The sequence below is a fragment of the gamma proteobacterium symbiont of Lampromicra miyakona genome, from assembly GCF_059730895.1.
The window spans coordinates 2,689,339-2,709,734 of sequence record NZ_AP035932.1 but is presented as its reverse complement, the minus strand read 5'-3'; the positions used below and the strand labels follow the sequence as shown (position 1 = coordinate 2,709,734).

Sequence of the window (20,396 nt, the reverse complement as noted above, 5' to 3'; positions counted from 1 at the left end):
CTCATCGCTGAGGCGTTATCCGCTTACTGAAAATCTTCCGCATCGACGTCATAGCCTGACGGTTCCCAGCGAATCGCCAGCAGCGCCAGTAATCCGGCCAGCGGTGCGAGCAGGATCACCCAGAACACGCCGGTGCCGAACGCCGCGACCAGCAGCGGAAACACAAACAGGGATACCGTCGAACTGGCGCGCATCAGCGTCTGGTTAAAGCCGACGCCCACGCCGCGCAGCGAAGCCGGATAGCTCAGCGAGGCAAAGGTCATGGTGTGCGAACCCGGACCAAACCCCTGGCCGAACAGGAACAGCGCCAGCATGGCAATCGCCAGGGCCGCTTCCTCGCCGCCGGCCGGGCGACCAATCAGCGCCAGACCCAGCAGCGCCGCACACTGGCAGGCGTAACCGGCCACCGACATCTTCCACGCGCCCAGCCGTGGCACCAGCCGCACCGCCAGCAGGCCGCCAACAAACGCAAATAGCAGGTTAAGCGCCAGCGAGACCAGAATGGTGGTCAGCATCGACTGCGCGAGGAAACTGGAGATGATCACCGGCAGGCCAAAGGCCACGGCGTTATAGGCGAACGACGAGGCAATCGAGGTTATCGTTGCCAGCAGCGTACGGCGGCGGTAAACGCCCTGCAGCAGCGCGCCGTAGTTGCGCCAGCTGGCTTTACGTACTGGCTGTGCGGCAGTGAGCTCGGCATCCTGCGCGACCTCCGCGTTGATGTTATACGACCGCCGCAGGATTGCCGCTGCACCCTGCAGGTTGCCCTGATTTGCCGCCCAGATTGGTGATTCGCTCATATAACGGCTGCGGATGGCGATGATCAACAGCGCCGGTACCGCGCCAAAGCCGAGGATCAGCCGCCACAGCCAGTCAGTATGGCTCTCAGGCAGCACCGCATACAGCAGCAGCACCAGCAGATAGGAGATGCTGATCGCCGCGTACCAGGTGGGGCACCACATCGCGACGCTGGCGGCCTTATTGCCCTGACCGCGCAGTCGGGAAAACTCCGCCAGAAACGCCATCGCCACCGGCAGATCGATGCCGACGCCGAGCCCCATCACAAAGCGCGCCGCCGCCAGCACGTACTCGTTCGGCGCAAAGGCACAGGCCAGTGCCGCCACCACGAAGAAGAACATATCGGCCATAAAGACCCGATAGCGGCCAATTTTATCGGTGAGATAGCCACCGATCAGCGCACCAACAATCGCGCCAAAGGTGATAGCCGACGCCACCATGCCGGTGCCGGCGGGCGTCAGATTGAATTCGCGCGTGACATCCTTAATACCGAAGGCCAGCGCACCGAGATCGTAGGCATCGAGAAAAACCCCGCCCAGCGCAATGGCGATGACGATGCGTGCATTGCTGCGCGAGGCGTTACTGTTATTGACCAGCCGCGTCACGTCGGCTGCACTGCGAATCCACTGCGTCTCGCCCTGCGGCGTATTCCCTGCCAGCGCCACGTGCGCCGAAGAAGTTAAGTCAGACATGATGTTGTGTGATTTATTGTAAAGAGTGGGGCTATGAGCATAAGCCGCGCCACGGATGTGAAAAATTCTATTTGGTTATAAGTGCAACCAAAGCGTTCTATAAAACCGGCAACGGATAGCAGAAAAAGAACGAATTGCGCCGCTTGACCGCACCCATCCCGTTTCGCCAGGCTACGCTTGATAATCACTGAAAGAAAATAATGCTGAGGAAAGCGCCATGATTAAGCAGGGTTTATTGGGGATGATCGCATTCGCGATGAGTGTCGGGGCCGTGCAGGCAGCGGACCCGGTCAAGGTAGGTTCCAAGATCGATACTGAAGGTTCGCTGCTCGGCAACATCATTCTGCAGGTGCTGAACCAGCATGGGGTAAAAACCGTGAATAAAATCCAGCTCGGTACCACGCAGGTGGTGCGTGGCGCAATTACCGCCGGTGAGCTGGATATCTATCCGGAATATACCGGCAACGGGGCGTTCTTCTTCAATGATGAGAAGGACGCGGCGTGGAAAAACGCGCAGCAGGGCTATGAGAAGGTGAAAAAGCTCGATGCAGAGAAAAATCATCTGGTGTGGCTGACGCCAGCACCGGCTAACAACACCTGGACCATTGCGGTGCGCGGCGATGTCGCGCAGCAGAATAACCTGCAATCCCTCGACGATCTCAGCGCTTACCTGAAAAAAGGCGGCACCTTTAAGCTGGCGGCGTCGGCGGAGTTCATCGAGCGCAGCGATGCGCTGCCGGCGTTTGAGAAAGCCTACAACTTCAAGCTGAGCCAGTCACAGCTGCTGTCGCTGGCCGGCGGGGACACCGCTGTTACCATCAAAGCGGCCGCCCAGCAAACGTCCGGCGTCAATGCGGCGATGGCTTACGGTACCGACGGCCCGGTCGCGGCGCTCGGCCTGCAAACCCTAAGCGACCCGAAGGGCGTACAGCCGATTTACGCGCCCGCGCCGGTGATCCGCGCCAGCGTGCTGAAACAGTACCCGCAGATTGCCGACTGGCTGCAGCCGGTATTCAGCAAGCTGGATGAGAAAACCCTGCAGCAGCTCAACGCGCAAATCGCCGTTGACGGTCAGGACGCCAGCCAGGTGGCGCAGCAGTGGCTGCAGCAGAATAAGTTGCTGTAAGCGGTGCTGTCACGGATAAACCGACCGCGCCAGCAGCCGGTGCTGCTGGTGCTGACGCTGCTGATCACGCTGGCGCTGGGAGCGCTACCGCTGCTGAGCTATGCGGCCAACCGGCTGGTCTCCGGACAGCCCTTGATGCTTTGGCAGGTAACGGCGGGCTGGCTGCTGCTGCTGCCGCTGTTATGGCTATGGCTGGGATTGTGGTGGCCGCCGGGACGCGGTGCGGCGCTGGCGCAGCTGCTGGGCGCGGAGCTACTGTTCGCCCTGCTGATTGGCATCGGCGGCCACGCCGCCAGTGAGCTGGCCCGCAGCGGCAGCCCGCTGGCGCGCACCGCGCTGGGCAGCGGCCTCTGGTGTGCGGCAGGATTAGCGCTGCTGCTGGCCGCCGAAGCGATTCGCCAGCTTAGCCAGCAGACGCCGCTGCGTATTCTGCTTAATCTGCAACTGTGGCTGCCGCCGCTGATACTGCTGCTGAATGGTCAGCTGGACGCGCTGTCGCTGCTGAAAGAGTACAGCAATCGCACCGCTGTCTTTAACGCCGCGTTCAGCCAGCATCTGCTGCTGCTGGGCGGCACGCTGCTGCCCACCTTACTGATTGGTCTGCCGCTGGGACTCGCCATCGCGCGTCGCGCCCGCTGGCAACATGCCGCCTTCAGCGTGCTGAATCTGATCCAGACCGTGCCGTCTGTGGCGCTGTTTGGCCTGCTGATTGCACCGCTGGCCGGGCTGGCGGCGCATTTTCCGCAGCTGGCGCGCCTCGGTATCAGCGGGATTGGCGTCGCGCCGGCGCTGATTGCGCTGGTGCTGTATGCACTGCTGCCGCTGGTGCGCAGCGTGGTTGCGGGGCTGCAGCAGGTGCCGCAGGAGGTGCGTGAAACCGCGCGCGGCATGGGCATGAGTAGCTGGCAGCAGTTCTGGCACGCTGAGCTGCCGCTGGCGCTGCCGGTGTGGCTCTCCGGACTGCGCGTGGTGGTGGTGCAAACCGTCGGGCTGGCGGTGGTCGCCGCACTGATTGGGGCCGGCGGCTTCGGCGCCATTGTGTTTCAGGGACTGCTGAGCAGCGCGCTGGATCTGGTGCTGCTGGGCGTGATTCCGGTGGTGGCGCTGGCGGTGATATTCGATGCGCTGCTGCGATTGCTGTCGGCGCTGCTGGAGAGAGGACATGATTGAATTTCATCAGGTAAGCAAAGCGTTCGCCGGTAAAGAGGCGATTCGCAACCTGTCGCTGAAGATTGAGAAGGGCAGTTTTACCGTGCTGATCGGCACATCCGGCTCGGGTAAATCCACCACGCTGAAGATGATTAACCGGCTGGTTGAGCATGACAGCGGCGAAATCCGTTTTGCCGGTGAGCCGATCGAGCAGATGGATGCGCGCGCGCTGCGGCGGCGCATTGGCTATGCCATTCAGTCCATCGGCCTGTTTCCACACTGGAATGTGGCCAAAAATATCGCCACCGTGCCATCGCTGCTCGGCTGGCCGCGGGAAAAAATTGCCGCACGGGTTGAGGAGCTGCTGGCGCTGCTCAATCTCGACAGTCAGCTGGCGTCGCGCTATCCGCACCAGCTCTCCGGCGGTCAGCAGCAGCGTGTTGGCGTGGCGCGCGCGCTGGCGGCCGACCCGGAACTGCTGCTGATGGATGAACCGTTCGGCGCGCTCGATCCGGTCAACCGGCAGGCGCTGCAGCAGGAGATGCTGCGCATTCAGCAGCTGTCGGGGCGCACTGTGGTGCTGGTGACGCACGATATCGACGAAGCGTTAACTCTCGCCGATCAGCTGGTGTTGATGGACGGCGGAGAGATTGTGCAGCAGGGACGGCCGATTGACCTGCTGACGCAGCCTGCCAGTGATTTCGCGCGCCAGTTCTTTGGCCGCAGCGAGCTGGGCGTGCGTCTGCTGGCGCTGGGGCGGGCCGGCAGTGCGGCACGACGCGGTGAGTGGCTGGAGGCGGAACCGATCGCCGCCGGGCTGACGCTGCGCGAGGCGCTGTCGCAGTTTATTGCGCGCCGCACCGACAAATTACCGGTTGTCGATCAACATCAGCAGCCGCTGGGCGTGCTGCACTTTAGCGATTTGCTGCGACAGCAGGAGGCGGGCTGATGCGAGTGCTACGCGATCCGCTCTACTGGCTGCTGGGGATATTTCTGCTGTTGCTGTGGGGGTTACCGCACAGTGCGCCGCTGTTTGCGCACTGGTTTCCACAGCTGGAGCGTCCGCTGTACCAGCAGGAGAGTTTCTGGCAGCTGGCGCTGGCCCATCTGCTGCTGGTGATCAGCGGCAGCGCGCTGGCAATAGTGGTGGGCGTTGGCTGTGCGGTCTTCGCTACCCGTCACGGCGGCAGGGCGTTCCGCCCGCTGCTGGAGACGCTGGCGGCTGCCGGTCAGACCTTTCCGCCGGTGGCGGTGCTGGCGATTGCCGTGCCGGTCATGGGCTTTGGCGCTGCGCCGGCGGTGATGGCGCTGTTTCTGTATGGGCTGTTGCCGATTCTGCAAGGCACGCTGGCGGGACTGGACAGCGTTCCGGCCAGCAGCCGTGAGATCGCCGTCGGTCTGGGAATGGGACCGTGGCGGCGTCTGTGGCAGATAGAGCTGGCGCTGGCGGCACCGGTGATTATGGCGGGCGTGCGCACCTCAGTGATGATCAACATCGGCACCGCGACCATCGCCTCAACCGTCGGAGCGGAGAGTCTGGGTTCGCCGGTGATTATCGGTCTGAGCGGCTTCAATACCGCCTATGTGATTCAGGGCGCGCTGCTGGTGGCGCTGCTGGCGCTGATCTGCGACCGGCTGCTGGAGCGGTTGCAGCACGCACTCAGTGGGTATGCAGAATAAGGCTGTAGCCAACCAGCATCATGCCGCCCATGCCGCCAATCGCCATGATGGCAAACAGGGTGCCAATCAGAATTTTATTCCAGTTCATAGGTAAACCTGAGAAAAGTCATGAAGTGCGGCATGATAACGCGCACATGCGGTAAGGCAAAGGCCGCATGTGCGATTTTTCAGGTCGGCTCGTGGACGTGAATCGAGAAGCCCTGAGCCTGCCAGTGTTCGAACTGCTCCAGCTGGCGGCGCGTCGGCTTTTTACCGGTCCAGATAAACAGATGCTGGCCGGGAAACAGCTCCGGACGCGGCATATCCAGCGGTTCCGCCAGCACATCAATGCGCCAGCCCTGCTGCGCTAAGCGCCAGGCTTCCAGCCAGATGCGGGTGCGATCTTCTACGCCCCAGCCAATCATTAAGGCATCTTTGCCGGCTTTTTTACGCGCGCCTGCCAGACAGAACGCGACATAATCAATCAGCGCGCCGTCCAGCAGACTGCACATGGTGCGGGCGGTATTTTGATCCAGCCCGAGACGCTGGCGTACCGGTACAAAAACGTGGTCAATCAGCGCATCGACCGGGTGTTCACGGCCAATGGTGGCGATTTTGGTGCGCAGCTTGGAGGCGCGCACGTGGCGCAGCACGCTCATCAGCTCTTCCTGCAGCGCCGTCCAGCCGTCATGCACGTTGAAGGTCTCTCCTTCAAGCAGGGCTTTGACTTTGCCAACAGGCACACCGCTCTCTATCCAGCGTTTGATCTCTTCGATCCGCTGAACATCTTCATCATCAAATTGTCGATGACCACCCTCAGTGCGCTGCGGCTTTAACAATCCATAACGACGCTGCCAGGCGCGCAGGGTTACCGGGTTAATTCCACAGCGCTCGGCAACATCACCGATACTGTATAAGGCCATGGCATCCTCTAAAATTCTGACCTGCATAACAACACCTTAACCGCCAGAGTGAGCTTGTACAATGATTATTTTATTGTACAACTTGACCCACTGCACGATTTCGGGCTTTATCTCTTGTGTGAGATTTATTTCCCGAAAATGAGAGGTTAAAGATGTCTGCTCTAAATACGGAAGATCGGCTTGCGGCACGTCTGGCGGAATTACGCCTGCAGCGCGGCTGGTCGCTGGATGAACTGGCTCTGGCAACCGGCATTAGCCGGGCATCATTGTCGCGCATTGAGCGCGCCGAGACCAGCCCTACCGCCGCTTTGCTTAATCGCTTGTGCGTGGCCTACGGTTTAACCATGTCGCGACTGCTCAGCGAAGTAGAAGAAGAAGCGGCGCTGCTGCTGAAAGCGGAGCAGCAGCCGGTCTGGCAGGATACGCTAAGCGGCTTCCAGCGGCGCAACGTCTCGCCGCCGGCCAGTCAGTTTAAAGCGGAGCTGGTGGAGGGCGTGCTGCGTCCGGGCGCGCGCATTGATTATGATGCGCCGCCGGTACAGGGGCTGGAACAGCACATCTGGCTGCAGTCGGGCGAGCTGACCATCACCATGGAGACGCAGAGCTGGACGCTACAGGCCGGCGATTGCCTGCGCTTCCACCTCAGCGGACGTTCCTCTTTTCAGGCGCATGCCGAAGGCGGCGCGCGCTACATTCTGGTGGTGTGCAAACCATGATTGAAATCGACTCTCTCAGCGCCACCCAGGCGCAGCCGCTGCTGGCGTCATTGTGTGAAGTGCTGCACGGCTGCGTGGCAGACGGTGCCAGCGTCGGCTTCATTGACGCGAACGATCGCGCAGTGATGGCGCGTTTCTGGCAGGACAAAATTTACAGCCTGGCGAGCGGCGATAACCAGCTGCTGGTGGCCTGGCAAGCGGGCGAGATAGTGGCCACGGTGATGCTGGGCTTCAGCAGTATGCCCAACGGCCGCCATCGCGCGGAGATCAGCAAGCTGCTGGTGCATCCGCGTGCGCGACGTCAGGGCATTGCGCGCCGTCTGATGTTACGTGCCGAACAGCTGGCGCAGCAGCAGGGGAAAACGCTGCTGGTGCTGGATACGCGCAGCGGCGATGTTGCCAGCGCGCTCTATCTGTCGCTCGGCTGGCAGGTGGCGGGTTCGATTCCGTACTATGCCGAATCCACAGCCGGCGAGCTGGATGCTACCACGGTGATGTATAAGCGGCTGACATAAGCGTTCTGGTTGCTGTTACCGGACGCCGCGTTTCGTTTCCCTTGTCCACATGCTGCCTCTCCCTCTCCCGGTGGGAGAGGGCCGGGGTGAGGGCATCAGCGTACACTTTCCCGTCCGGTACCAGCAGAAACCCGGTCACACGCACCAAATCAGTGCGCCGCCGCCGCATCGCTCAACCCCAGCGCCTGCATAAACAGCCGGATGATAGGATTTATTTTCCGGCCTTTCTTCATCACCAGACAAAATGCCGTTTCGCGCCGCAGCGTGTCATCGCCCAGCTCACACAATTGTCCGCGGGCAATAAACGGAGCGGCATAATGTTCCGGTAAATATCCAATAAAGTGACCGGTTAAAATCAGCATGGCCACCGATTCCACCTGCACCGCCTGCACACCGCTCTCCTGCACCGGAATCAGGCGGCGTTCATCGCGTGGGGTAACATATAAATGATTAATAATTTTCTGCTGACGTAATACATCCACCGAAATATTTTTATCGCAAGATCCGCAATAGAGAGGATGTGACGCAGCGCAATATAATTTTGCGTATTCTTTATAAAGTTCGAAGTAATCAAACTCATTTTTCATTTCATACACGGGCGCAATGCCGCAATGAAAACGCCCTTCGCTTATGCCGCGTTCAATATCATCCAGCTGTGCGGTCTGCAGACGAATCTGCACCTTTGGCGCTTTCTGGTGCAGCTGTTGCACCGCACTGGTGACCGGCGAGTGCGGATCGCTAATGGTGTTATCCACCACGCAAATCGCGATGTCGCCCAGCAGCTCGTTGCGACTATTGTGCAGCCGCTCGCGAAACAGGTTGAGCGATACGAACAGCTCCAGCGTGGCCTGATAAACATTGATGCCGTACTGCGTCAGCTCAAAACCTTCACGGCCGCGGCTGCACAGCGTCATGCCCAGCCGAATCTCCAGGTCAGAAACCTGTTTACTGATCGCCGCCAGGCCAATATTTAATTCGTGACTGGCGGCGGTTAATCCGCCGGCTTCCACCACGCATTTAAATACCCGCAGCAATTTTAAGTCGATATTACTCAGCGCCAGAACCGCATTATCGCCGCGATTATTCGCATTGTTTCCAGACTGGGAAACTTTACTTTCCATTTTTGCTATTCAACTCCGGAATAATTGCGGTGAAAGTACAGTGAATCTGAAATACCACCTATTTGCCAGCGTGGCAATAAAATAAGTTTTTATTATCGCTACCGGCTGAATCCAAACTTTTTCATATTGCTGCGGCTGATTTGTGAGGGAAATAGCATGTCTGAGAATGCCGAACTGTTATGGGGCGCACGTTTTAAAGCGGCTCCGGCAGCCAGTTTAACCGCGCTGTCGCGTAGCCCGGATTATTACTTTGCGCTGGCGCCGTACGACCTCGCCGGTTGCCGCGCCCATGCGCGCGAGCTGGCGCGTGCCGGGCTATTGAGTGCTGACGAGCTGGATACCATGCTGGCGGCGATTGACGCGCTGGACGCCGATTATCGCGCTGGCCAGCTGCAGCCGATTGCCGCCGATGAAGACGTGCATACCTTCATCGAACGCGCGCTGACAGAACGCCTCGGCGCGCTGGGCGGCAAGCTGCGTGCCGGTCGTTCACGCAACGATCAGACCGTCAACGATCTGCGTCTCTACCTGCGGGATAACGGCCGCAAGCTGGTGAGCGCGCTGTTGCAGCTGCAGCAGGCGCTGGTGACGCAGGCCGCGCAACACACCGACAGCGTCGCGCCCGGCTTCACCCATCTGCAACAGGCGCAGCCGATTGTGTTTGGCCATCAGTTGCTGGCGCATGCCCAATCCTTCGCGCGTGATATCGAGCGTATGCAGGACTGGGATCGCCGCAGCGCGCGCTGTCCGCTGGGCGCGGCGGCGATGGCCGGTTCGGCAATTGCGCGTCAGCCACAGCTGGCCGCTGCCGATCTCGCTTATCTGGCGCCGTGTGAAAACTCGATCGATGCGGTCGCCAGCCGCGACTACGCCGCGGAATTCCTGTTCGTCACCAGCATGATCGGCATCAACCTGTCCCGGCTGTGCGAAGAGGTGTGCCTGTGGGCGTCACGGCAGTTCCGCTGGGTGGAGCTGCACGACAGTTACGCCACCGGCAGTTCGATCATGCCGCAGAAGAAAAATCCGGACATTGCCGAGCTGACGCGCGGCCGCAGCGGCCGGCTGGTCGGTAACCTGATGGCGCTGCTGACCACCATGAAAGCCATGCCGCTCTCTTACAACCGCGATCTCAGCGACGACAAACGTAACGTGATTGATGCGGTCGACACGCTGCTGATGGTGCTGCCTGCCATGGCCGGCATGATGGCGACGCTGAAATTCAATACTGAGGTGATGCGCGAGCAGGCGCCGGATGGCTTTACGCTGGCGACCGAAGTGGCCGACTGGCTGGCAATGCGCGGCGTGCCGTTCCGCGAGGCGCACGAGATTACCGGCCAGCTGGTGCAGCTGTGTGAACGCGAAAACTGCGGCCTGGCCGATCTCAGCGATGCGCAGCTGCACGGCGTCGATACACGGCTCACGCCCGAGGTGCGTCAGGCATTAACGCTGGAAGCGGCGCTGGCAGCCCGCAGCGGCTACGGCGGCACCGCACCGGCACGGGTGCGCGAGCAGCTGGCCCGTCTGCAAACCCTGATGCAGGACCAGCAGCGCTGGGCCGATGATTACGCCGGACCGCGCGCCTGAGGAGAGCCTATGTCACACACCACACCGGTTGAACCGTCGGTCAACAATGGCCGCGTCCAGCCCCATTACGATCTCGATCGCTATCAGGTGGTGCCGCGCCGCTATTATGGCCGCATCACCGCATCGGCAGTGATCCTCGTGCTGCTGGCGCTGCTGGTTAACGCCTTTGCGCACGGCAATATTGAGTGGTCATTCGTCGGCCAGTTCTTTACCGCGCAGGCAATCCTTAACGGCGTGGTTAACACGCTGATTATGTCGGTGCTGGCGATGGCGCTGGGCATCCTGTTTGGCGTCATCACCGCCATCATGTACATGTCGCCTAATCCGGTGCTGCACTATATCGCGGTGGGCTATGCGTGGATCTTTCGCGGCACGCCGCTGATTCTGCAACTGCTGCTGTGGTTCAACCTGGCGCTGGTGTTTCCCACCATCAGCATTCCCGGTCTGTTCAGCGTACAAACCGTCACGGTGATGACGCCGTTTCTCGCCGCGCTGCTCGGCCTGAGCATCAATCAGGGCGCGTACACCTCAGAAGTGGTGCGCGCCGGGCTGTTATCGGTAGATACCGGACAGTATGAAGCCGCCAAAGCCATCGGCATGCCGCGTTTGCAGGCGCTGCAGCGCATCATTCTGCCGCAGGCGATGCGGGTGATTCTGCCGCCGGTCGGCAATGAGTTCATCAGCATGATCAAAACCACCAGTCTGGCCAGCATGATTCAGTACTCCGAGCTGCTGTATAACGCGCAAACCATCTACTTCGCCAACGCGCGCGTGATGGAGCTGCTGTTTGTGGCGGGCATCTGGTACCTGATTATCGTGACGCTGCTGTCGTTCGGACAGAGCCAGCTGGAACGCTACTTCTCACGCGGCCATCGTCGTCGCCAGTAACCGGGAGTGAGAGATGAGAAACATCGTGCGCGCCGTCAAGGTGAACAAATATTTCGATCAGTTCCACGCGCTGAAGGACGTCAGCCTGGAAGTGAACTACGGCGAGGTGATGTGCATTCTCGGCCCGTCGGGTTCCGGTAAGAGCACCTTTCTGCGCTGTATCAACCAGCTGGAGAAAGTGGATCAGGGCGGCATCTGGGTCGACAACGAACTGGCGGGCTATCGCATTGCCGGCAACAAGCTGCATCCGCTGAGTGACAAACAGATTGCGCGCCAGCGGCTGCAGACCGGCATGGTATTTCAGCGCTTCAACCTGTTTCCGCACAAGACCGCGCTGGAGAACATCATCGAGGGACCGTGTCGCGTGCTGCTGCGCCCGAAACGCGAGGCCAGCGAAGAGGCGATGGCGCTGCTGGATCGCGTCGGACTGGCGCACAAAGCGCACGACTATCCGCAGTCACTCTCCGGCGGTCAGCAGCAGCGCGTGGCGATTGCCCGCGCGCTGGCGATGAAACCCAAACTGATGCTGTTTGATGAACCGACCTCGGCGCTCGATCCGGAGATGGTCGGTGAAGTGCTGGCGGTGATGCGCCAGCTGGCAAAAGAAGGCACCACCATGCTGGTAGTGACTCACGAAATGGGCTTTGCGCGTGAGGTCGCCAACCAGGTGGTGTTTATGGATGAGGGACGCATTATTGAGCAGGGCGCACCGGAAGAGATTCTGCTGAGCCCGCAAAACCCACGGATGAAAAACTTTATCAACGCGATTCTTCTTTAACGTGACCGGGGTGAATAGATGAAAAAATTGTTATTGAGTGCCATCAGTGCCGCGCTGCTGCTGCAATCCTCTGCCTGGGCGGAGATTGCCGTACCGGCCAGTATCAAAGAGAAAGGGCTGACCGTCGCCATCATGCCAAACTACCCGCCGATGGATTTTAAAGATCCGGCCACCAATCAGCTGAGCGGCGTCGATTATGAGCTGGGCCAGGCAATTGGCGAGAAGCTGGGCGTGAAGGTTAACTGGCAGGAGATCGCCTTTGAACAGATGGTCAACGCGGTGGTGACCAAACGCGTCGATCTGGTGATGTCCGGCATGACCGACACCAAAGAGCGGCAGAAGGTGGTTAACTTTATCGACTACTTCAAAACCGGTCCGCAGTTCTACACCCTGGCGGCGCGCAGCGACATCAACAGCGCCACCGATCTGTGCGGCAAAAAAGTAGGTACCAGCCGCCGCACCACTTTCCCGCAGGAGATTGCTACCTGGTCAAAAGCGCACTGCGAAGCGGCCGGTAAACCCGCGATTATCGTGGTGGGCGCGGAAGGCACCGCCGATGCGCGCACGCAGCTGCGTCAGCGTCGTCTGGATGGCGCGGTACAGGGCAGCGAAACCCTGCCGTACATCATGAACCTGGAAAAAGGCACCTTTAAGCCGCTGGATAAAGCCTTCTCCTTCCAGTACACCGGCATGGCGCTGGGTAAAGATGCCGGTGAGCTGACCACGGCGATTCAGGCAGCCATCAATGCCATGATTGCCGATGGCAGCTACCAGAAAATCCTCAGCAAATGGGGCCTGAGCGACAACGGCATTGCCGAAGCCACGGTGAATCAGGGCTAAGGAGCGGGCGTATGCAACAACCGGGCGCAGTGCGCTGGCCGCAGGGCAAGCGTGGCTGTATGGCGCTGGCGTTTGATCTTGATGGTCCCACTGGCGATGCCATGCTCAATGGCAGCCTGTGGTCAACACCAGAGTATTTCACCTTTGGCGCCTACGGGCCGTTTCGCGCGCTCGGTCGGCTGCTGGATCTGCTGCGCGCCTTCCAACTGCCGGCCACGTTTTTTGTGCCGGCGTGGGTGGTGGAGCAGTGGCCGCGGCAGTGCCAGGCGATTATCGAACAGGGCCACGAAGTGGCCTATCACGGTTATCGCCACGAATCGTTCTGGGCGATTACGCCAGATGAACAGCGCGCCGTGATGGCGCGCTCTGCCGCCATCTTTCAGCAACATCTTGGTATCCGCGCCTGTGGTTTTCGCACTCCTTCCGGCGACTGGCACGCCGAAACGCCGCAGATTCTGCGGGAAGCCGGAGTGATTTACTCCAGCAGCATGCGCGGTGACGATCGGCCGTACAGCATTGCCGTCGCCGGGCATACGCCGCTGGTGGAGATTCCCGGCAAATGGGAGATGGATGATTACGCCTCGCTGGCCTACACGCGCCAGCCGGATTTTCCACAGGGCGGCGACCGCATCGCCAGCTATGCGCACACCGGTGACAACTGGCAGCGCGAATTTGACGGCGCGATGGCCGAAGGACTGTGCCTGACCACGCTGTTCCACCCGAAAATTTCCGGGCAGCCCGGCCGTTTGCTGTTGCTGGAGCAGCTGTTTGCCCACATGACGGCGCGCGACGATGTGTGGTTTGCGCGCTGTGATGCGGTGGCCGCGTGGTATTTGCAGGAGCAGCAACATGACTGAACATTCACGCTGGCCGTCGGGCAAACAATCGGCGGCCATCATTACCATCGACTATCACGATATTCACGGCATCCTGACGCAGGCCCCTGCGGTCGCCGGGCGCGATAAAACCCTGTCGGTGTGGCGCTATGGCACGCTGCGCGGCGTTGATCGTCTGCTGGATCTGCTGGCGGAAAAACAGCTGCTGGCCAGCTGGTGCTTACCGGCCATCGTCGCCGAAGAGCAGCCGCAGGTGCTGCAGCGTATTGTCGCCGCCGGCCATGAGATCGCCTGTAGCGGTGAGCGACACGAAGACTTCTCGGCGCTGACGCTGGCGCAGCAGATTGCCAGCGTAACGCGCGGCTGCGAGCAGCTGGCGCAGCTGAGCGGCCAGCCGATTGCAGGGTTTCGCACGCCGGCCGGCCAGTGGAAACCGGGCCTTGCTGCGGCGCTGGCAACGCACGGCATCCGCTGGTCCTCCAGCTGGCGCGGTGATGACTTACCCTATTTTCATCCCGGCACCCGGCTGGTGGAGCTGCCCATGCACTATACGCTGGAGGATGCGCCCTATTTTGCCTTCAACCTCAGCCCGGCGATTCCGCCCGGACAGTCGCGCATCGCGCCCTATGGCGAAACGCTGGCTAACCTGACGCAGGATTTCCACGGTTTTCACCGTTTCGGCCTGTGCTACCTGCTGCGGCTGCACCCGGAAATTATCGGCACCGCCGGGCGCATTGGCCTGCTGCGTCAGCTGCTGGAGACGCTGCAGCAGCATGAGGTGTGGATCGCTACTGCCGGCCAGGTGGCCGCGCACTGGCAGACGCAGCCGGATAACGATGCCGATCATCCGGCAGAGGTGTTTGCCCGGGTCAGCGGAGGCGAACATGGACACCACGCTTGATCGGCTGGCGGATTTCATCGCGGCCACCCGCTTTGCCCAGCTGCCGGAACCGCTGGTAGCGCAGGCGAAGCGCCATCTGCTGGATACGCTCGGCGCGGCGCTGGCGGGCTGTGACAGCCCGATCTGGCGCGAATGCCGGGCGCTGGTGGCCGAAGAGGGCGGCAGCGCCGTGGCGCAACTGTGGGGGTGCGCACAGCAAGCTTCCCCGCGCCAGGCGGCGTGGCTCAACGGCGTGGCGGCGCACATGTATGAACTGGACGACACCGGCGGCTGCGATCACTCCGGTGCCGTGGTGTTACCGGCGCTGCTGGCGGCACTGCCGCTGGCGACGCAGCCGGTCGACGGACGGGCATTTCTCACCGCGATGGTCGTCGGTTATGACATCGGCCGTCGCGTGCTGGAAGCCTGCGGGGGGTATGCGGCGCACAACGGTGCGGGCTGGCACTCAACTGCCAGCTGTGGCGTTTTTGGCGCGGCGGCCGCCGTCAGTTGTTTGCTGCGGCTGCCGGCCGCGCAGTGTGCCTCAGCGCTGGGCATCGCAGCCAGCTTCAGTGGCGGTCTGTGGGGCTTTATTCATGATGGCTCGCACACCAAAAAGCTGCACGCGGCGCGCGCGGCGGAAGGGGGCGTACAGGCGGCGCTGCTGGCACAGCGCGGCATCAGCGGACCGGCCGCGGTATTTGAGGCGCGCTGGGGCGGCTTTCTGCAAACGCTGGCCGGTGAAACGCAACAGCCCGCCGCGCTCACGGCCCAACTGGGCGAGGTGTGGAAACTGGCGCGCTGTTCCATCAAGCCGTACGCCGCCTGTCGCGGTACGCATGCGGCGATCGATGCGCTGGGTCTGCTGCTTGAGCAGCATGCGGTGGCGACCGGGGATATTGCACGCATTGTGGTCGGGCTCAATCCGTTCCTGCTGGAGATGTGCGGCACGCGTGAGCTCACCAGCCTCGCCGCCGCGCAAATGAGCCTGCCGTATGCGCTGACGGCGCGTGCGCTGTTCGGCTCCGCGGAGCTGGCGAGTTATGACGACAGCCGTCGCCTGAGTGCGGAAGCTGCCGCGCTGATGGCGCGTATTGAGCTGGAGATTGACCACCAGCAGGGGCGCGATGATGAGCCGTGGGTCCGGCTGGAAACGGTGCAGGGCCAGCAGTGGCAGCAGCACGTCGCGGTGCCGTCCGGATCGCCGGCGAATCCGCTGAGCGACGCGGCGCTGCGCGCCAAATACCGCAGCCTCGCCGCGCGCGTCTTGCCGGCGGCACAGGTGCAGCAGCTGGAAACGCTGTGTTTGATGCTGGATAACGTGGCGGATGTGCGGCAAGTCGCGGTGTTACTGGCGACCCGGTAAAAGTGGGGCGCCAGTCATGGCGTAATGCCGCTCGGTCAGGCCAGCGCGACCTGATGATGACGGTGCGCATAAATGCGCACCCTACAAAAACGCGCGCTGGCCCGTAGGGTCGCCGTTTACGGTGACCTGGGATTTGCCGTTCATGGTGACCTGGGATTTATCACATCCCTTACGACCGCAATCAAACCCGTTCCGCCACCCCTTCAATCCGCGCCATCGCCGCCCGCAACCGCGCTTCGTTGACCGGTTCGGCCATGTTCGCCATATCCGGCGCGTGGACAGACTCACGTATAATCAACGCCAGCTCGCTCTCCTCCAGCGCGGCAATCTCGGCCAGCGTCAACGGTACGCCGCAGTCGCGCGCCAGGCGCATCTCATCCACCAGCTCTTCGTCGCTGCGATCCTCCAGCGCCAGCAGGCACAAATTGCCGTAACCCACCAGCAGGCCGTGACCAAACTCGCGCGTTTTGTCGCAGAAGGTAAAGCCTTCGTAAATGGCATGCGCAGCGGCGGCGTGGGCGCCATTGCTCATCAGCGAGGTCAGACCGGCCCAGGTAAAAATCGCGTCCAGCACCTGATCGAGCGAGGTGCCGCTCTCACCGCGCAGCACCGCTGCGTAAGCCGCCGGACCGTGCTCCGCGATCACCTCATAGCAGATCTGGCTGTGCGCCAGCGATGACAGCGCATTGCCGGTGCGCGCCGGATGGCGCGTGCTTACCGCGCGGAACTCATACCATTTAGCCAGCGTATCGCCGAGACCCGCGGCCAGCCAGCGGGCAGGGGCGGCTGCCAGCAGTTCACTGTCGATGATCACCGCCGCCGGCGCCTGTGGCAGCGGGAAAATATCAAAGAAGTTGCCGTTATCGTCGTAGCGAATGGTCAGCGGGGTCACCGCAGCGCAGGTGGCGGCAATTGTCGGGACGGTTATCACCGGCAGCCCGAGCTGTGCGCCCACCGCTTTAACCGTGTCCAGCGCCTTGCCGCCGCCCGCACCGATCAGCACCTCTGCCTGTTGTTCAATCGCTAACGCCGCCAGCCGTTCGATATGGTTAAGCGAGGTTTCGCCACCAAACCACACCGGTGCCAGCAGCGTGACGCCAGCGGCGTCGAGTTGGGTCTTCACCTGCGTCGCCACCGCCTGCATCGCGCGCTGGCCGCCAATCAGCAGTGCGCGCTGGCCCAGCCCGGCGCAGATGGCCCCCAGCTGGTTAATCACACCCGCACCACGCAGCACGCGCGCCGGGAACAGCAAATTTTGTTGCGACATAGCGAAAGCTCTCTTTTTCAGGGAATGACTGCATCATCACCAAAGCGGCTTGCAGAAAAAATCCCTGTCAGCCGATAATCACTTCAGCGATTCGTTAACTATTGTCAGCAATCCCTGAAGGAAGTGCGGTGCCAACCTTACCCAATCTGAAACTGCTGCAGGTGTTCGCCAGCGTGGTGGAAAACCACGGCTATTCGCGTGCGCAGCAGGCGCTGAACATGACCACACCGGCCATCAGCGCCTACATGAGTGAACTGGAAAGTCAGCTGGGCTTTATCCTGTGCCAGCGCGGGCGCGCAGGCTTTGCGCTGACCAGCAAAGGCGAACAGTTCTACGCCTATACCCGGGAAATGCTGGCCACCCTGAGCGGCTGGCAGTCGCAGGTGGAGACGCTGAAAAGCGCGCAGGGCGGCACGTTTGCGCTCGGCGTGGTCGACGCCACCGTCACCGACAGCACGCTGGATCTGCCGGCGGTTATCGCCCGTTTTAACCAGCGCTTTCCGGCGGTGTTTCTCACCCTCAGCGTGTGCGAGCCCAACGAACTGCAGCAGCAGGTGCTGGAAGATCGGCTCGACCTGGCCATCGGGCACTTTCCGCTGCGCGCCAGCAATCTGGTGACGCTGCCGCTGTACGAGGAGCAGCAGTGGCTGTACTGCAGTCCGCAACATGCGCTGGCGCAGGGCGATGCGGATGTGCGTCGCGTGCAGCAGACCGGCATGGTAACGCGGCGCTACTGGAACCAGCAGGAGCTGAACAAGCGCGGTTTCCGCCACAGCACCGCCTCGGTTGAGAGCATTGAAGCGCAGCTGACGCTGATTCTCTCCGGGCGCTATATCGGCTTTTTGCCCGAGCACTACGCGCGCAGTCGCGAGCAGCAGGGCCAGCTGCTGCGCCTGCTGCCCCACCATTTTCACTTTCGTGCGCCGTTTTCGTTCGCATTCCGGCGCGGCCGCGCGCGCGAGCCGCTGATCCGCGCGATGCGCGAAATTCTGAATCCAGCGCGAAAAACTGAGCGCGAAAGCTGACGCTGCGGCAATACTGTGTAAAAATACAGGCCGGTTTAACAAACAGTATTCACTATGGCCCTGACAGCAGCGATAAAAAGCCAGATTGCGCAATGGTATAAGGCGCTGCAGCAGCAGGTTCCTGACTTTATCCCGCGCGCGCCGCAGCGCCAGATGATCGCCGAAGTGGCGAAGAGTCTGGCCGGTGACGAGGGGCGCCATCTGGCCATTGAGGCGCCCACCGGCGTCGGCAAAACCTTGTCCTACCTGATTCCCGGCATTGCGGTCAGCCGTGCCGAAGAGAAACGTTTAGTCATCAGCACCGCCAACGTGGCGCTGCAGGATCAGATCTTCAGCAAAGATCTGCCGCTATTAAAGAAAATCATTCCTGACCTCACCTTCACCGCGGCTTTTGGTCGCGGACGCTATGTCTGTCCGCGCAACCTGACCGCGCTGGCAGCCACGGACGATCAGCAGGGCGATCTGCTGCTGTATCTCGACGAACAGGCGGTGACCGGTTCGAAAGAGGAGCAGAAATTCTGCGCGCGGCTGGAGAAAGACCTCAGCAGCTATAAGTGGGATGGCCTGCGCGATCACAGCGACGTGGCGATTGACGACAGCCTGTGGCAGCGCCTCTCCACTGATAAAGCGAACTGCCTGGCACACCACTGCCGCTGGTACCGCGAATGCCCGTTCTTTGTGGCGCGACGCGAAATCGAGCAGGCCGATGTGGTGGTGGCGAACCATGCGCTGGTGATGGCGGCGATGGAGAATGAGTCAGTGCTGCCGCCGGCCAAACACCTGATGCTGGTGCTGGATGAAGGGCACCATCTGCCGGAAGTGGCGCGGGATGCGCTGGAGATGAGCGCGGAGATTACGCCGGGCTGGAGCAGCCTGCAGCTCGATCTGTTTGTGCGGCTGGTGGAGACCATCATGGCGCAGTTCCGGCCGAAATCCCCGCCGCCGCTGAGCAATCCCGAGCGCCTGAAAGGACACTGTGATGAGATGCGCGAACAGCTGCAGACGCTGTGCAACGCGCTCAATCCTCTGCTGCCGCGCGACAATCAGCCTGGCGAGTTTCGCTTTGTGCTCGGTGAGCTGCCGCCAGAACTGCTGACCCTGTGCGCGCGGCTGTTTAAGCTGAGTGATGCGCTGCGTGGCCTGAGCGAAGGGCTGCTCAACGAGCTGGGCGAACAGACCGGCAAGGCCGATATCATGCGGCTGCAGAAAGCCATCCTGCAGCTCAATCGCCACTTCGGCTGGTTTGAATCCATCAGCAAACTGTGGCGGCTGGCGGCGATGGAAAAAGCGTCCAACGCGCCGGTGTCGAAATGGGTGACGCGTGAAATTCGTGACGGCCAGGCGCATCTGCTGTTTCACTGCGCCGGGATTCGCGTCAGCGACCAGCTGGAAAAGCTGCTGTGGCGCAAAATCCCGCACGTGGTGGTGACCTCGGCTACGCTGCGTTCGCTGAACAGCTTTAATCGCCTGCAGGAGATGTCCGGCCTGAACCAAAAGGCCGGCGACCGCTTTGTGGCACTCGACTCGCCGTTTAATCATGTCGATCAGGGCAAGCTGATCATCCCGCAAATGCGCTATGAGCCGCTGCTGGCCAATGAAGCGGAGCACATCGCTGAGATGGCGCGCTTCTTCCGCCAGCAAATGCAGGCGCAGCAGCATAAAGGCGTGCTGGTGCTGTTTGCCAGCGGACGGGCGATGCAGCAGTTTGTCAGCCTGGTGCCGGAGCTGCGTCTGTCGATGCTGGTGCAGGGCGATCAGCCGCGTTCACGGCTGGTGGAGCTTCACCGGCAACGGGTGACCGCCGGACAAAGCAGCATTCTGGTTGGCCTGCAATCTTTTGCCGAAGGGCTCGATTTGAAAGGCGATCTGTTGTCGCAAGTGCACATCCATAAAATTGCTTTTCCGCCGGTGGACAGTCCGGTAATTTTGACCGAAGGGGAGTGGCTGAAGAGCCTCAAACGCTACCCGTTTGAAGTACAAAGTTTACCCAGCGCATCGTTTACGCTGATCCAGCAGGTCGGGCGTCTGATCCGCAGCCATCAGTGTTTTGGTGAAATCGTCATTTACGATCGCCGGCTGCTGAGCAAAACCTACGGCAGCCGCCTGCTGGCCGCGCTGCCGGTGTTTCCGATTGAACAACCGCCGGTGCCGGAAGCGGACAAACCGGCGAAGCGCAGCAAGAAATCCTGAGTATGCGGCAACAGCCGGATGCACGATTGTTGGCCGCCGGGTG

The 20,396-nt window shown here is 61.3% G+C and carries 20 protein-coding genes; 15 read left to right on the top strand and 5 right to left on the bottom strand.

Annotated elements, in window-relative coordinates:
• Positions 1 to 23: 23 nt before the first annotated feature.
• Positions 24 to 1,490 (bottom strand): MFS transporter, encoded by a 1,467-nt coding sequence (locus AC6I8P_RS12645; RefSeq protein WP_021508460.1) that lies wholly within the window; start codon positions 1,488 to 1,490, stop codon positions 24 to 26.
• Between the two features lie 217 nt (positions 1,491 to 1,707).
• Here AC6I8P_RS12645 and osmF point away from each other — a divergent pair, with 217 nt between their 5' ends.
• From osmF to AC6I8P_RS12625, 4 genes are read left to right on the top strand one after another with little or no spacing between them, the layout of a single operon-like run.
• Positions 1,708 to 2,616 carry a glycine betaine ABC transporter substrate-binding protein OsmF gene (gene osmF, locus AC6I8P_RS12640; RefSeq protein WP_141496524.1) on the top strand — a complete coding sequence of 303 codons (909 nt, stop codon included), beginning with the start codon at positions 1,708 to 1,710 and terminating at the stop codon, positions 2,614 to 2,616.
• Positions 2,617 to 2,619: 3 nt separating this feature from the next.
• Positions 2,620 to 3,786 carry an ABC transporter permease gene (locus AC6I8P_RS12635; protein WP_498030650.1) on the top strand — a complete coding sequence of 389 codons (1,167 nt, stop codon included), beginning with the start codon at positions 2,620 to 2,622 and terminating at the stop codon, positions 3,784 to 3,786.
• Complete coding sequence (locus tag AC6I8P_RS12630) at positions 3,779 to 4,714, top strand: ABC transporter ATP-binding protein (protein ID WP_021508457.1); 936 nt, start codon at positions 3,779 to 3,781, stop codon at positions 4,712 to 4,714. The genes AC6I8P_RS12635 and AC6I8P_RS12630 overlap by 8 nt, the downstream gene beginning before the upstream one ends.
• Complete coding sequence (locus AC6I8P_RS12625) at positions 4,714 to 5,445, top strand: ABC transporter permease (protein WP_021508456.1); 732 nt, start codon at positions 4,714 to 4,716, stop codon at positions 5,443 to 5,445. The genes AC6I8P_RS12630 and AC6I8P_RS12625 overlap by 1 nt, the downstream gene beginning before the upstream one ends.
• Here the strand turns inward: AC6I8P_RS12625 and AC6I8P_RS12620 are convergent.
• Positions 5,426 to 5,533, bottom strand: coding sequence for a YohO family small membrane protein (locus tag AC6I8P_RS12620; RefSeq protein ID WP_021508455.1), 108 nt, complete (start codon positions 5,531 to 5,533; stop codon positions 5,426 to 5,428). The two genes, AC6I8P_RS12625 and AC6I8P_RS12620, sit on opposite strands and share 20 nt — an antisense overlap.
• A gap of 79 nt (positions 5,534 to 5,612) precedes the next feature.
• Complete coding sequence (locus AC6I8P_RS12615; protein WP_031279872.1) at positions 5,613 to 6,347, bottom strand: MerR family transcriptional regulator; 735 nt, start codon at positions 6,345 to 6,347, stop codon at positions 5,613 to 5,615.
• A gap of 152 nt (positions 6,348 to 6,499) precedes the next feature.
• Here AC6I8P_RS12615 and AC6I8P_RS12610 point away from each other — a divergent pair, with 152 nt between their 5' ends.
• Complete coding sequence (locus AC6I8P_RS12610; RefSeq protein ID WP_058775322.1) at positions 6,500 to 7,063, top strand: helix-turn-helix domain-containing protein; 564 nt, start codon at positions 6,500 to 6,502, stop codon at positions 7,061 to 7,063.
• On the top strand, positions 7,060 to 7,578 hold the full coding sequence (locus AC6I8P_RS12605) for a GNAT family N-acetyltransferase (protein WP_394516744.1): 519 nt from the start codon (positions 7,060 to 7,062) through the stop codon (positions 7,576 to 7,578). Before AC6I8P_RS12610 ends, AC6I8P_RS12605 begins: the two co-directional genes overlap by 4 nt.
• 149 nt (positions 7,579 to 7,727) lie before the next feature.
• Here the strand turns inward: AC6I8P_RS12605 and AC6I8P_RS12600 are convergent, their stop codons facing one another.
• Positions 7,728 to 8,699, bottom strand: coding sequence for a LysR family transcriptional regulator (locus AC6I8P_RS12600; protein ID WP_021508451.1), 972 nt, complete (start codon positions 8,697 to 8,699; stop codon positions 7,728 to 7,730).
• A 156-nt stretch (positions 8,700 to 8,855) separates the two neighbouring features.
• On the opposite strand from AC6I8P_RS12600, the gene argH reads away from it, so the two are divergent.
• From argH to AC6I8P_RS12565, 7 genes are read left to right on the top strand one after another with little or no spacing between them, the layout of a single operon-like run.
• Positions 8,856 to 10,283, top strand: a complete 1,428-nt coding sequence (argH, locus tag AC6I8P_RS12595) for an argininosuccinate lyase (RefSeq protein WP_058769494.1) — start codon at positions 8,856 to 8,858, stop codon at positions 10,281 to 10,283.
• A 9-nt stretch (positions 10,284 to 10,292) separates the two neighbouring features.
• Entirely contained in the window at positions 10,293 to 11,171 is an 879-nt protein-coding gene (locus AC6I8P_RS12590; RefSeq protein WP_021508449.1) for an amino acid ABC transporter permease, read from the top strand.
• 13 nt (positions 11,172 to 11,184) lie between these two features.
• A complete protein-coding gene (locus tag AC6I8P_RS12585) occupies positions 11,185 to 11,949 on the top strand; it encodes an amino acid ABC transporter ATP-binding protein (protein WP_058757819.1) in 765 nt (254 codons plus the stop codon).
• 18 nt (positions 11,950 to 11,967) lie between these two features.
• The gene (locus tag AC6I8P_RS12580; protein WP_021508447.1) at positions 11,968 to 12,789 is read left to right on the top strand and encodes an ABC transporter substrate-binding protein; all 822 of its coding nucleotides are present in this window, start codon (positions 11,968 to 11,970) and stop codon (positions 12,787 to 12,789) included.
• A gap of 11 nt (positions 12,790 to 12,800) precedes the next feature.
• The gene (locus AC6I8P_RS12575) at positions 12,801 to 13,646 is read left to right on the top strand and encodes a polysaccharide deacetylase family protein (protein ID WP_021508446.1); all 846 of its coding nucleotides are present in this window, start codon (positions 12,801 to 12,803) and stop codon (positions 13,644 to 13,646) included.
• Entirely contained in the window at positions 13,639 to 14,526 is an 888-nt protein-coding gene (locus AC6I8P_RS12570) for a polysaccharide deacetylase family protein (protein ID WP_498030649.1), read from the top strand. Before AC6I8P_RS12575 ends, AC6I8P_RS12570 begins: the two co-directional genes overlap by 8 nt.
• Positions 14,510 to 15,871, top strand: coding sequence for an MmgE/PrpD family protein (locus AC6I8P_RS12565; protein ID WP_498030648.1), 1,362 nt, complete (start codon positions 14,510 to 14,512; stop codon positions 15,869 to 15,871). The genes AC6I8P_RS12570 and AC6I8P_RS12565 overlap by 17 nt, the downstream gene beginning before the upstream one ends.
• A 181-nt stretch (positions 15,872 to 16,052) precedes the next feature.
• On the opposite strand, the gene AC6I8P_RS12560 is transcribed toward AC6I8P_RS12565, so the two are convergent.
• Positions 16,053 to 17,138 carry an iron-containing alcohol dehydrogenase family protein gene (locus AC6I8P_RS12560; protein ID WP_498030647.1) on the bottom strand — a complete coding sequence of 362 codons (1,086 nt, stop codon included), beginning with the start codon at positions 17,136 to 17,138 and terminating at the stop codon, positions 16,053 to 16,055.
• 128 nt (positions 17,139 to 17,266) lie between these two features.
• On the opposite strand from AC6I8P_RS12560, the gene AC6I8P_RS12555 reads away from it, so the two are divergent.
• On the top strand, positions 17,267 to 18,163 hold the full coding sequence (locus AC6I8P_RS12555) for a LysR family transcriptional regulator (RefSeq protein WP_498030646.1): 897 nt from the start codon (positions 17,267 to 17,269) through the stop codon (positions 18,161 to 18,163).
• Positions 18,164 to 18,217: 54 nt separating this feature from the next.
• Positions 18,218 to 20,353 (top strand): ATP-dependent DNA helicase DinG, encoded by a 2,136-nt coding sequence (gene dinG / locus AC6I8P_RS12550; protein WP_498030645.1) that lies wholly within the window; start codon positions 18,218 to 18,220, stop codon positions 20,351 to 20,353.
• The last annotated feature ends 43 nt before the right edge of the window (positions 20,354 to 20,396 follow it).